The organism is Streptomyces ambofaciens ATCC 23877 (assembly GCF_001267885.1).
GTDB classification, from domain to species: domain Bacteria; phylum Actinomycetota; class Actinomycetes; order Streptomycetales; family Streptomycetaceae; genus Streptomyces; species Streptomyces ambofaciens.
In genome coordinates this window covers 2,838,905-2,851,411 of the sequence record NZ_CP012382.1, presented here as the reverse complement: position 1 = coordinate 2,851,411, position 12,507 = coordinate 2,838,905, and the positions used below count along the sequence as shown (strand labels likewise).

10 protein-coding genes are annotated in these 12,507 nt (G+C 75.4%); 1 reads left to right on the top strand and 9 read right to left on the bottom strand.

Translation table 11 applies throughout. The features are described 5' to 3' along the window. Positions 1–137 precede the first annotated feature (137 nt). The 4 genes from SAM23877_RS12745 to SAM23877_RS12730 form a co-directional block, all read right to left on the bottom strand. Positions 138–1,109: an N-acetylglucosamine kinase gene (locus SAM23877_RS12745; protein WP_053130966.1), complete on the bottom strand. Its 972-nt coding sequence runs from the start codon at positions 1,107–1,109 to the stop codon at positions 138–140. Beyond that, on the bottom strand, positions 1,100–2,365 hold the full coding sequence (locus SAM23877_RS12740) for a 6-phospho-beta-glucosidase (protein WP_053130954.1): 1,266 nt from the start codon (positions 2,363–2,365) through the stop codon (positions 1,100–1,102). Before SAM23877_RS12740 ends, SAM23877_RS12745 begins: the two co-directional genes overlap by 10 nt. A gap of 106 nt (positions 2,366–2,471) precedes the next feature. Then, positions 2,472–3,686, bottom strand: coding sequence for an ROK family transcriptional regulator (locus tag SAM23877_RS12735; protein WP_053130942.1), 1,215 nt, complete (start codon positions 3,684–3,686; stop codon positions 2,472–2,474). A 164-nt stretch (positions 3,687–3,850) separates the two neighbouring features. Then, positions 3,851–4,942, bottom strand: a complete 1,092-nt coding sequence (locus SAM23877_RS12730) for a mechanosensitive ion channel family protein (protein WP_053142401.1) — start codon at positions 4,940–4,942, stop codon at positions 3,851–3,853. Between the two features lie 305 nt (positions 4,943–5,247). Between SAM23877_RS12730 and SAM23877_RS12725 the strand changes: the two genes are divergently transcribed. Then, positions 5,248–5,784, top strand: coding sequence for an HNH endonuclease (locus SAM23877_RS12725; RefSeq protein ID WP_053130939.1), 537 nt, complete (start codon positions 5,248–5,250; stop codon positions 5,782–5,784). A 44-nt stretch (positions 5,785–5,828) separates the two neighbouring features. Here the strand turns inward: SAM23877_RS12725 and SAM23877_RS12720 are convergent, their stop codons facing one another. From SAM23877_RS12720 to SAM23877_RS12700, 5 genes are all read right to left on the bottom strand, one after another. Then, positions 5,829–6,413, bottom strand: a complete 585-nt coding sequence (locus tag SAM23877_RS12720) for a Uma2 family endonuclease (protein WP_053130937.1) — start codon at positions 6,411–6,413, stop codon at positions 5,829–5,831. A 70-nt stretch (positions 6,414–6,483) separates the two neighbouring features. Further along, on the bottom strand, positions 6,484–7,854 hold the full coding sequence (locus SAM23877_RS12715) for an FtsX-like permease family protein (RefSeq protein WP_244902933.1): 1,371 nt from the start codon (positions 7,852–7,854) through the stop codon (positions 6,484–6,486). After that, positions 7,851–8,558 (bottom strand): ABC transporter ATP-binding protein, encoded by a 708-nt coding sequence (locus SAM23877_RS12710; RefSeq protein WP_053130934.1) that lies wholly within the window; start codon positions 8,556–8,558, stop codon positions 7,851–7,853. The genes SAM23877_RS12715 and SAM23877_RS12710 overlap by 4 nt, the downstream gene beginning before the upstream one ends. Then, positions 8,555–9,088 carry a PadR family transcriptional regulator gene (locus tag SAM23877_RS12705; RefSeq protein WP_053130929.1) on the bottom strand — a complete coding sequence of 178 codons (534 nt, stop codon included), beginning with the start codon at positions 9,086–9,088 and terminating at the stop codon, positions 8,555–8,557. The genes SAM23877_RS12710 and SAM23877_RS12705 overlap by 4 nt, the downstream gene beginning before the upstream one ends. A gap of 122 nt (positions 9,089–9,210) precedes the next feature. Further along, positions 9,211–12,213 (bottom strand): glycoside hydrolase family 84 protein, encoded by a 3,003-nt coding sequence (locus SAM23877_RS12700; protein ID WP_053130926.1) that lies wholly within the window; start codon positions 12,211–12,213, stop codon positions 9,211–9,213. Between the last annotated feature and the right edge of the window lie 294 nt (positions 12,214–12,507).

Below are 12,507 nucleotides of genomic sequence, written 5' to 3'. Positions count from 1 at the left end.
CGCACCACCCCTGCCCATGAATACGCCGCCGGAAGCGGTTCGGTTCCCTTCGGGGGCGAGGGCCGGACCGGACCCGGAGCGACCGGACGGGCCGGGTGCGCGTCCGGCCGCGCCCGGGGCTCCGGGGCTCCGGAACCTCACGCGTCGAAGTGCGCCCGCACCCGCGCCCGGGCCCCGGGGGCGGCCCCCACGCGGTCCAGGCCCAGCAGCGCCGCGCCCAGGACCGGCCGCGCCGTCACCACCCGCGGTACGGCCTCGGGGGCGCGGGCCGCCAGCAGTTCCCGCACCCGGCCGTCGAGCCGCGGGTGCCGTGCCGCCAGGACGCTGCCGCCCAGCAGGACCGGCGTCTCCTCGGCCAGCAGGTCCAGCCGGTCCAGCGCCACCACGGCCATGGCCACCACCTCGTCGGCCTGCCGGTCGACGATCCCCCGGGCGAGCGGGTCGCCCTCGGACGCCGTGGCGAACAGCACGGGGGTCAGCTCGTGCCGCCGGGCGGGCTCGATGTGCCGCAGGTGCAGGGCCTCGATGAGGGCGTACATCGAGCAGAGCCCGAAGTGGGCGGGCAGGGCGCGGGCCAGTTCCGTGGGCCCCCCGCGTCCGTCCTCCGCCCGTGCCGCGTGCCACAGCGCCTCCTCGGCCAGCCCCCAGCCGCCGCCCCAGTCGCCGGACAGCCGCCCGAGGGCCGGGAAGCGGGCGGTGCGGCCGTCGGGGCGCATGCCGACGCAGTTGACGCCGGCCCCGCACACGACCGCGACGCCGCGCGGCTCGTCGACACCGGCGCGCAGCACCGCGAAGGTGTCGTTGCGCACGTCCACGCCCGCGCCCCACCCGCGCGCGCCCAGCGCGGCGGCCAACCGCTCCTCCTCCACCGGCAGGTCGGCGTTGGCCAGACACGCCGACACCTGTTCGACGGAGGTGACGCCGGCCGCGGCGAAGGCCCGCGTCACCACCTCCCCGAGGGCGTCCACGGCCCGCTCGACACCCACGGCGGGCGGACGGAAGGGGCCGCCGCGGGCCGTGGCGAGCACCTCCCCGCCGGCCGTCACCACGGCCACGTCGGTCTTGCTGTTGCCCGCGTCGACGGCGAGGACGCTCGCGGTCAGGCCCACGCCAGGTGCTCCCGGTTGTGCGCGATCAGCCGGTCGGTGAGCCGCTCGGCGTGGCCGTACTGGCCCACGAGGGGGTGGGCGAGCAGCGCCCGGAAGACGCGGTCCCGGCCGCCGCGCAGCGCCGCGTCCAGGGCCAGGTCCTCGTACGCCGCGACGTTCGCCGTCAGGCCCGCGTACAGCGGGTCCACGGGCGCCACCGGCAGCGGGACCGCACCCTCGGCGCCCACCGACGCCGGCACCTCGATCACCGCGTCGTCGGGGAGGAAGGGCAGCGTGCCCCGGTTGTACGTGTTCACCACCTGGTAGGGGGAGCCCGCGCCGCCGAGCAGGGCGGCGGCGAGGTCGACGGCCGCCTCCGAGTAGTAGGCACCGCCCCGCTTCGCCAGCAGGGCGGGCTTCTCGTCGAGGGCCGGGTCGCCGTACATGTCCAGCAGCTGCCGCTCCATCGCCGCCACCTCGGCGGCCCGGGACGGCTTGGCGCGCAGTTCGTCCACGACCTCGTCGTGCGCGTAGTAGTAGCGCAGGTAGTAGGAGGGGACGACGCCGAGGCGGTCCAGGAGGGGGCGGGGCAGGCGCAGGTCGGCGGCGACGGCGTCGCCGTGCTCGGCCAGCAGCCGGGGCAGGACGTCCTCGCCGCCGGGGCCGCCGAGCCGGACGGCGGTCTCCCAGGTGAGGTGGTTGAGGCCGACGTGGTCCAGGTGGACCTCGGCGGGCGCCACCCCGAGCAGCGCCGCGAACTTGCGCTGGAGGCCGATCGCCACGTTGCACAGGCCGACCGCCCGGTGCCCGGCCCGCAGCAGGGCGCGGGTCACGATGCCGACCGGGTTGGTGAAGTCGATGATCCAGGCGTCGGGGTTGGCCCGCCGGACCCGTTCGGCGATGTCCAGCACCACCGGCACGGTGCGCAGCGCCTTGGCGAGGCCGCCGGCGCCGGTCGTCTCCTGGCCGACGCAGCCGCACTCCAGGGGCCAGGTCTCGTCCTGCTGCCGGGCGGCCTGGCCGCCGACGCGCAGCTGGAGCAGGACCGCGTCGGTGCCGTCCACGGCCGCGTCCAGGTCGGAGGTGGTGACGATCCTGCCGTCGTGCCCCTGCCGGGAGAAGATGCGGCGGGCGAGGCCCCCCACCAGCTCCAGCCGGTCCGCGGCCGGATCGACGAGGACCAGTTCCTCGACGGGCAGCGTGTCCCGCAACCGGGCGAATCCGTCGACGAGTTCGGGTGTGTAGGTCGAACCGCCTCCGACCACGGTGAGCTTCATGCGGTCATCAACCCTTCACTCCGGTCAGTGGTGTCTTTTCTCGGTGTTCCGGGCATGGCGAGGTCTCCCAGGGCGTGGGCGGGGACGGGTGACGCGGAGGGCGGGGTCAGCGCGAGGTGTCGAAGACCTCGTCGCGGGTGGTCGCGAGCGCGCTGACGAGCGCGCCACGCAGGACGGGATCGTCGGTCACCTCACCGACGACGAGACGCGGCCGGGGCGCGGCCAGCTCCTCCAGCTCGTCCTGGACCAGGGCGCGCAGCGGCTCGCCGCCGGCGGTGAGGGCGGAACCGCTGAGGACCACCAGCTCGGGGTCCAGGACGGAGACGAGGGAGGCGAGGCCGGTGGCGAGCCGGGTGGCGTAGGTCTGGAGCAGGCGGTGGTGCCGTTCGTCGCCGGGGCGGGCGGCGGCCGCGGTGAGCAGCTCGGCCGCCGACTCGGTGTACGAGCCGGACGGCACGGGGCCGATGCCCAGCTCGTGGGCCAGTCGCGGGACGGCCTGCGCGCCGGCCAGCTCCTGGAAGCCGCCACTGCCGGTACGGCTGACCTTGCGCACCAGCGGGGCGCCCGGCACCGGCAGGAACCCGACCTCCCCCGCGCCGCCGGTCCAGCCGCGGTGCAGGCGGCCGCCGAGGACCAGGGCGGCGCCGAGGCCCTCCTGGTTCCACAGCAGGACGAAGTCCTCGTGGCCCCGGGCGGCGCCGAGCCGCTGCTCGGCCACGGCGGCGAGGTTCACGTCGTTCTCGTACTCGACCGGCACGGGCAGGGCGGCGGCGAGTTCGTCGAGGAGGGTGGGGGAGTGCCAGCCGGGCAGGTGCGAGGCGTAGCGCAGCCGGCCGGTGCCCGGGTCGAAGGCGCCCGGGGTGCCGATGACCAGGCGGTGCACGTCGCCGCGGGCGAGTCCGGCCGCCTTCACCGCACCGTCCAGGGCGTCCGTGACCTGCTGGACGACCGGGCCGGCGGCGCGCCGGCCGGGGGTGGGCAGCTCGTAGCGGCCGACCGTACGACCGGTGAGGTCGGCGACCGCGGCGAGGATGCGGTCCGGGGTGACGTCGAGTCCGGCGGCGTGGGCGGCGGCCGGGTTGACCTCGTAGAGCCGGGCGCCGGGGCCGGGGCGTCCCTCGGTCGTGCCGCCGGCCAGGACCAGCCCCGCCGCCTCCAGCCGGGCCAGCAGCTGGGAGGCGGTCGGCTTCGACAGGCCGGTGAGCTTGCCGATCCGCGTGCGGGACAGGGGCCCGTGCTCCAGCAGGAGGTCGAGTGCGGCCCGGTCGTTCATGGCGCGCAGGACGCGCGGGGTGCCCGGCGTGCCGGCGGTTCCCGCCATGCGTGTCCACACCTGCCTCTCGAACGGTCGGCTTCCCGTGACGGCCACTGTCAGGAAACTTTCCTGTTGGCCGAGAAACGTAGGCCTCCCGGGAGGGGACGTCAAGAGACCGCCCCCGGTCCGACGAGACCGTCGGACCGGGGGCGGGGAGGTGTGCCGTGCCGCTACTTGGTGGTGCTCGGCGGGGTGATCGGGGACGCCGCCACCGACTGCGGCGACACGGTGCTCGCGTAGGCCGACGGTGCCGCCACGCCCGCCGTCGGGTCGGCCGCCTCGGTCGCCTGGCCCGGGAGCTCGGGACCTCCGACGATCCGGATGCCGGCCGCGTCGAAGGACCGCTTGATGCGCCAGCGCAGCTCGCGCTCGACGGTGAGGGCCTTGCCCGGCATGGTCTTCGCGGAGACCCGCACCACCATGGAGTCGAGCAGCACGGAGTCCAGGCCGAGCACCTCGATCGGGCCCCAGAGCATCTCGTTCCAGGGCTCCTCCTTGCTCATCCGCTCGCCGACCGCGGCGATGGCCTCCTTCACCTTGTCCAGGTCCTCGTCGGAGCGGACCGTCACGTCGACGCCGGCCGTGGACCAGCCCTGGGAGAGGTTGCCGATCCGCTTGACCTCGCCGTTGCGGACGTACCAGATCTCCCCGTTGTCGCCCCGCAGCTTGGTCACCCGCAGCCCGACCTCGATGACCTCGCCGGAGGCCACGCCCGCGTCGATGCTGTCGCCGACGCCGTACTGGTCCTCCAGGATCATGAAGACGCCGGACAGGAAGTCGGTGACCAGGTTGCGGGCGCCGAAGCCGATCGCGACGCCCGCCACACCGGCGGAGGCCAGCAGCGGGGCCAGGTTGATCTGGAAGGTGCCGAGGACCATCAGGGCGGCGGTGCCGAGGATGACGAAGCTGGCCATGGAGCGCAGGACCGAGCCGATGGCCTGGGAGCGCTGGCGGCGCCGTTCGGCGTTGACCAGCAGCCCGCCGAGCGCGGTGCCGTCCATCGTGCCGGCCGTGCGGTTCATGCGGTCTATCAGCTTGGTGATCGCCCGCCGGACCACCGCTCTGAGCACCGCCGCTATCACCACGATCAGCAGCACCCGCAGGCCGATCGCGAGCCACGTCGACCAGTTCTCCTCGACCCAGCCGGCGGCGTTCGTCGCGCTCTCGTGGGCGTCCCGGAGCGAGGGCACCGACGGGGCCGTCGGGGACGGTGACGGCGACGGCGACGAGCCGGCGGCCGACAAGGCGGCGGACAGGGACACGGTGGATACCTCCAGAAGCGGCGGCCCGTCCTCCGAGGTCCGGTTCGAGGTCACGGAGAGGTCACCGGACGGGCAGATGGACCACACTAACGGGGCACCGGGCACGGACCGTCCCGAAACGGTCGGAAGAGACGGCGCTCACGCGCGCTTGAACTGGTCAGGCTCCGGGGGACACATCAGGTGTGGTCGAAAACACTCCCAGCCCGTTACCGGGACATGGTGGCGCTTCCCGCGGCCATGAGGGGAGACTGACTACGGATCGTCCCGGCGCGAGCCACGCGCCGCCGGCGTACAAGGAGGCATCCGTGCCGCATGTCCTGGTCCTCAACGCGTCGTACGAGCCACTCGGCGTCGTACCGCTCCGCCGCGCGCTCGTCCTCGTCCTCGAGAACAAGGCCGTCTGCCTCGAGGAGTCCGGCGCCTACCTGCACAGCTCGACCGTCACCGTGCCCGCACCCAGCGTGGTCCGGCTCAAGCGGTTCGTGCGCGTCCCCTACCGGGGGCCCGTCCCGCTCACCCGCCGGGCGCTCTTCGCCCGTGACGGCGGCCGGTGCATGTACTGCGGTGGCGTCGCCACCAGCGTCGACCACGTCATCCCGCGCAGCCGCGGGGGCCTGCACGCGTGGGACAACGTGGTGGCGTCCTGCCGCCGCTGCAACCACGTCAAGGCCGACCGCCACCTCGGTGAGATCGGCTGGCGCCTGCGCCACAAACCGGCCCCGCCCACCGGCCTGGCCTGGCGCATCATCGGCACGGGCCACCGGGACCCGCGCTGGCTGCCGTACTTGCAGCCCTACGGCGCGGAGGACGCCATGGCCCGGATCGACGGCATCTCCGCCTGACGGTCCGGGCCTTCGCCTGCGCGGCGCGGCGGGGCGGGGTGGGGTCAGCGCACCCAGTTCTTCAGCGGCTCGGTGTCCAGGACGATCCCGACCGGCTCGGGCAGGGCGACCTGCTTGCCGAAGGGCAGCGTCTGCACGGTCTCGTAGCGCCCGCCGTCCGGCCGGCTGTGCACCTTGACCTCACAGGTGTCCCGGTCGATCAGCAGGTACACCGGGATGCCGGTCTCGGCGTAGGCGCGCGGCTTCTCGACGCGGTCGCGCCGGTCGGTGTCGGAGTCGTAGGACGTGACCTCGACGACCATGAGGACGGGGGTGGGGTCGGCCCATTCGCCCTGCCCGACGAAGGCGTCAGCCGGGATCAGGCACCCGTCCGGGCGGGCGCGACCCTGGTGGTACGTCTGGACGGCCAGGCCTTGGGCGGGGTCGAGCCACAGGTCGGGCCGGTGCTGCATGCAGATGCGCGTCAGCCACTGAATGACGCGTCCGTGGTCGCCGTCAGGCACGGCCTTCCCGCCAAGATGTCCGTTGATGAACTCGAGCCGTGCGCCTTCTATGCTCCGGGCGGCATGGACAGCGAGTTCCTCGAACTCCTGGGCGGTCATCTGGGGCCGGTCGGCGGTCACGGTCACAGGGCTCCTCCGATGGTGCAGGGGTCCACTTCTGCCCAGCGTAGGGGAGATTCGGCGCTCCCCGCGGCCTCTACGCGTACCGCAGCTCCCCCGGCCGCACCGACCGCCCCAGCAGGGGCAGGGCCGTCGCCGCCGACAGCAGGCAGGCCGTGTACACCGCGGGAGCGACCAGCAGCGCCGTCCACGGCAGCGAGCCGGTGCCGGTGAGGGACGAGTACCAGGCGCCCGCCGCCATGCCCCCGGCGCCGGCCAGCAGGAGGGCGGGGGCGAGCGGGAGGGCCGTCTCCAGGAGCAGCGCCCGGTTCAGGACCGCGCGCGGCACTCCCGCGGCGACCTGGGCGGCCAGCGTCCGGCGCCGGGAGGTGAGGGACTCGGCGGTGCCCACGGCGAGTCCGGACAGGGCGATCGCCAGGCCGAGGAGGACGGCGGCGCCGGCCAGGTCCAGGCCGGTCGTGTAGTACTCCAGGTCGGCGCCGAGGTGGTACTCCCGGGTGCGCAGCTCGGTGAGCATCGTGTGCCGGACGCACAGGAAGACCGTTCCGGCGACCGTCACCAGCATCACCGCCGCGTGGCTGCGGGCCGGCGCCCACGGGTCGTCGCGCAGGCGTCCGGCCGCGATGAGCGGTGCCGCCGTCCGGGCCCGCCCGGCGAGCAGCCGCCCGGTGAGCCGCGCCGCGGCCCCGGACAGCCACACCGCGCCGGCGCCGCACGCGACGACGAGGGCGAACACGGTCAGGGGAGCCCGCCAGCGGTGCCCTCCGCCCGGGCCGGAGCCGGTGGTGGCCACCGTGAGCAGGGCCACCACCGCCACCAGCAGCAGCGCACCCAGGAACAGCAGCGCGGGCCCGCGTCCCGTACCCGGGCCGGCCCGGCGCACCAGGCCCAGCGGCGAGGCCACCACCCGGCGCAGTGCCAGCGCCCCCACCACCGCGCCCAGCACCGGCACACCGACGGCGACCAGGGTGATCCCCACCCAGGTCTGCGTCGTCGTCCCGCTCCACAGGCGGAGCAGCAGCAGGACGCCGAAGACGGTCACCACCGACGAGCCCACCAGGCAGGCCGGCCCCGTCTCCAGCGCGGCGATCCGCCGTACCTGCCACGGCGTCGCCCCGGCCAGCCGGAGCCCCGCCAGGCGCCGGTCGCGGTGCACGGCGCCGATGCGGGCGCACTGACCGAGGAAGGCCAGCACCGGCACCAGCAACAGCAGCAGACCGGTGATGGCCCCGGCACGGGTCCCCGCGCCGCTCAGCAGGCCGTGGAAGACGGAGACCGTGTGACCGTCGGGGACCGACGCGAGCGTGACCGCCGCCAGCGCGCACCCCGTCGCGAGCGCGGCGCCCGCCGCCGTGAGCGAGATCCGCCACCACTCCCGCCGGTCCGACCCGCGCACGAGCTGCCGGGCCAGCCGGACGTCCGTCACCACCGTGCCCCACGCGCTCACGCCGCCACCCCCAGCGGTGTCACGGCGCCGTCCCGCAGCTGGACCTCGCGGTCCGCGTACGCCGCCACCTGGGCGTCGTGCGTGACGAGCAGCACCGCCGTGCCCGTCTCCCGGGCGGTGTGCGTCAGCGCCGTCATCGCCTGCTCGCTGGCCAGCGAGTCCAGCGCCCCGGTCGGCTCGTCCGCGAAGACCGCCTTCGGACCGGTGACCAGCGCGCGGGCCAGCGCCGCCCGCTGCGCCTGGCCTCCGCTCATCTCGCCGGGCCGCGACTCGCCCTGCCCGCGCACCCCGAACCGCTCCAGCCACTCCCCGGCCCGTGCCCGCGCCTCGGCGCGGTCGGTGCCGGCCAGCATCAGCGGCAGCGCCACGTTGTCCAGCGCCGTCAGCTCCGGGATCAGCTGCCCGAACTGGAAGACGACGCCGAAGTCGGTGCGGCGCAGCGCGCTCAGCCGTTTCTCCGGCAGCTTGTGCAGCCGTTCACCGCGGTACGTCACCGACCCGGCGTCCGGCCGGACGATCCCGGCCAGGCAGTGCAGCAGCGTCGACTTCCCGCTGCCGCTGGCCCCGGTCACGGCGAGGATCTCGCCGGCCCGCAGGTCGACCGAGGCACCGCGCAGGGCCTCGGTCCTGCCGTGGACCTTCACCAGGTCGCGGGCCGCCAGCAGCGGCTCCGCCGTGGTCCCGTTCGTGTCCCCGCTCGTCATGCTGTGCGGACCTCCGCGGTCAGGGTGGTGAGCCGGGCCGCCGTGGTGGTCATCCAACGGAGGTCGGCGTCGAGGTGGTTGAGGCCGTAGTCGGCCGAGAGCACGGTCGCCAGGTCCGTGCCGGAGGCCGTCTTGACCGCCGTGAGCTCCCGCATCCGCGCCATGTGGGCGGCGCGCTGGGCCAGCAGGTAGGCGCCCGCGTCCGCGCCGGTGAGGATCGAGACGACGACCTTGGCGAAGATCTCGTTCGTCACGAAGGGCGCGGGCGGCGCGACCTCGCCCGCCCACCGCGCCAGCTCGCGCGTGCCCTCGGCCGTCGCGCGGTAGGCCGTCCGCTCCGGGCCGCCGTCGGACGCGGTGCCGTCCACCTCCGCGAGGCCGTCCCGGACCAGGCGCTGGAGGGTCGTGTAGACCTGCCCGTAGGCCAGCGGACGGGCCTGGGGGAAGCGTTCGTCGTGGCGTCGCTTCAGGTCGTAGCCATGGCTCGGCCCCGAGGCGAGCAGCCCCAGCAGGATGTGACGGGTGCTCATGCGACTCAGTATTCACCGAGTACATGTACTGAGTGAATAGTCGGCGGATCTTTTTTTCGCGGATCTTTTTTTCGGGGCCGGTGACGGCCGGAGGGGGCCCGGCGACGGCCGGAGCCCCCCGTTCACTCCTCGACCGCGTACGCCTCCACCGACCACAGCGAGTACCCGAACCGGGTGGCCCGCTCCTCGCCCCGCACGCGCACGAACCGCACGTCCTCCTCGTCCATGCGCAGGGCCCGCCGGCCGCCCCGCCCGTCCCGCACCGACGCCGCCGTGCGCCAGTGGCGGCCGTCCGCCGACACCTCGATCCGGTACGCCGAGGCGTACGCGTCCTGCCAGCGCAGCACCACCTGCCCGAGCCGCGCCGGCCGCGCCAGCTCCACCTGCCACCACGCGTCGTCCTCGGCCGGGGACGACCACCGCGTCCGCCGGTCACCGTCGTTCGCCGCGGACGCCGGGAAGTCGGGCGTCTCGTCGGCCGAGGAGCGTGCCGCACCACCGCGGGCCAGGTCGGGGCCGCCGGTGCGGGGGAAGGCGTGGACGGTGAGGGTGCGGGTGGTGCCGCCGAACGCGAGCCGCACGTCGTACGACCGGGCCGGCGTGTCCGGCGCCACCCTCACCTCGATCGGAACGTCCACCTCCTGGCCGCGCGGCACGGTCAGCGCTCCCTCGGGCACGTGCACCTCCACGCCCTCGGGTGCCTTCGCGGTGAGCGTGCCCCGGACGTCCGCCGGCCGCAGCGAGCCGAGCCGGGCCGTCAGCCGCCGGGCACCGCCGATCTCCGCGTCCGTCTCCGCGCCGGCGTGTTCCCCGGGTGCCCGTCCTCCGTCGTCGGTGTGGTCCGGGCCGGCCTGCTCACCGTCGTCGGTGTGGTCCGGGCCGGCCTGCTCACCGTCGTCGGTGAGGTCCTCGGACGGCCGTTCCGCGTCGTCGGTCAGCTCCAGCGACGCCCGCTCACCGGCGCCGGACCACGGCACCAGATGCCGCACGCCGGAGGTGTCCGGGCCGGTGACGCGGACGGCCCCGGCGTCCCGGCGCACGGCGAGCTCCGTGGCGCCGCTCGCGTCCAGCGCGCCGACCCGCCGCCAGTCCCCGCCGGGGTCGCGGATCTCCACCTCCCCGCGCGTGCCGGGCTCCGCCAGCACGGTCACCGTCTCCAGGGGGCGGGCGTGCGCGAAGCGCACCGCAGGGTCGCCGTGCGCGGCCCCGGCCGGCCCGCGGTCCAGGCCCGCCCACGCCTCGTACGCCTTCCGCGCCCGCCGCAGGAACGGCTCCAGCACGCCCTCACCCACCGTCACCCGGGCCGGGTCCAGCCGCTCCCGCTGGGCGGCCAGGTCCCGGTACGCCGTCCAGGCCGCCGCCGGATCGCCGGCGTGCTGGGCCCGCAGCATGTCGAGCGCGGCCGTCCCCGCCCGGCCGTAGCGAGCCAGCCGGTCGGCCCAGGGGGCGACCTCGGCGGCCAGGCCGTGGGAGCGCCCGGCGCCGGGCAGCCGGTCCGGCAGCTCGCGCAGGACGCCGAACTCCTCGCGCAGTCGCGCCGCCGCCGTGCCGGGGCCCGTGGGGCGCTCGTCCCAGAACGCCTCGATCAGCGGGCGCAGATACGCCGACTCCTCCGTGCCGAGGACCGAGGACGCGTCGTTGCCGGCGAGCGCCGCGAGCGCCTCCTCGCTGCGGCCGTCCCCGCCCGCGAGGTCGTCGATCGCGGCCCGCCAGGACTCCTCGGGCCGGTAGGCGCGCGGGTTCCAGGCGTAGTCAGCGCTGGTGAACAAGGGGATGCGGGACGCCCGGGGCTGTTCCATCGCGTTGGCGAGCAGCGCCGCCGAGCCGGTGGCGACCGCCGGTTCCCGGCCCTGGTACGGGCCGAGGAAGAGCCGGTCCGGGGCGTAGTCGTTGACCGGGTAGTTGTCCACGGTGACCAGCGGGCGCCCGAACACCCCCCGCGCCTCCGCCAGTTCGCGGCCCGTGATGGTCCGGGGCACCACGCCCACGCCCGTCCACGCCACCCGGACGCCGTCGTCCAGGGCGTCCGCCAGCGCCCTGCGGTACTCGGTCGGCCCGTCCTGGTAGTACTCGGTCGGCATCACCGTCAGCTCGGCGGCGCCGGCCGGTCCGCGGCCGGCCAGGTGCCGGGCCACCGCGTTCGCCACGTGGGCCTGCGCCCGCGCCGCCGCCCCGGGCCCCGACCCGAACCGCTCCGCGTCCGCCCCGCAGTTCCACTCGCTGTAGCTGACGTCCTGGAACTGGAGCTGGAAGGCCCGGAACCCCGACTCCCGCATGTCGTCCAGCTTGCGCGTGAGCGCCCGTACGTCCGCGTCCGAGGAGAAGCACATGGCCTGGCCCGGCGACACCGCCCAGGCGAGCGTGACGTGGTGGGAGCGGGCCCGCTCCGCCAGCTCCCGGAACCGCGCCCGCTGCCGGTCCGGGTAGGGCTCGCGCCAGCGGGCCTGGCGGTAGGGGTCGTCGCCGGGGGCGTAGAGGTAGCGGTTCTGCTTGGTGCGGCCCAGGAAGTCCAGCTGCGCCAGCCGCTCCCGGTGCGTCCACGGGGTGCCGTAGAAGCCCTCCGCGACACCGCGCACGGCGGTGCCGGGCCAGTCCCGCACCTGGGCCGCCGTCAGCGTCCCCTCGTCGGGCCGGGCCAGCTGGCGCAGTGTCTGCACGGCGTGGAACAGGCCGTCCGGACCGACGCCCGCGAGGGAGACGGCGCCTCGGGCGACGGACAGGCGGTAGCCGCCCGAGGGCAGCCCGTGCCGGGAGTCCGGCCGGGCCTCCTCCGTCGTCGCGCGCACCACGAGGGCCCCCGCGGGAGGCCGCTCCCCGGCCGTGAGGGTGTCGATCCGGCGCGCTCCGGCCCGCCCCAGCAGCGCGCGCAGCGCTTCCAGGGCGTACGGGTCCGCCTCGGCGTCGGCGGTCAGCGCGACCACGTCGGTGACCGGGACCCGGGCGCCGTCCGACCGCAGCGACTGCGGGCGCGGCCAGACCGCGACCCCGGCGCCCCCGTCCCCGCCGGAGGACACCGTGTCCGCGCCCGGCGCCGGAGCGGCGAGGGCGGCGGCAGCGGGCCCCAGGGCGCCCGTGGTGACCGGAGTTCCGGCCAGGACGGTGATCGCGAGGGCGGCCGCCCTCATCCTGTGCCGAGGCTGCACGGGTACGGGCCCCTCCCGGTCGTCGCCCGGCGTCCGCGTCCGCCTGGGTCACGTCCGGGTCACGTGTGTGTCACGGGCGAGCCCACCATCCGTGTGGTGAACGTGTCAACGACGCTCGCTCTCGCGACCGGTTTGGGTGGTCCCCGAATGGGTTAGGTGGGTGTTTTACATACATTCGAGAAGATTTCCTGGGGGTGCGATGTGACCAGGAGCACGTTGTCGGTATGGAGGCGTCTGTCCTCGCGCGGACTGGGTAGGGCTGCCGTAACCCGCCGA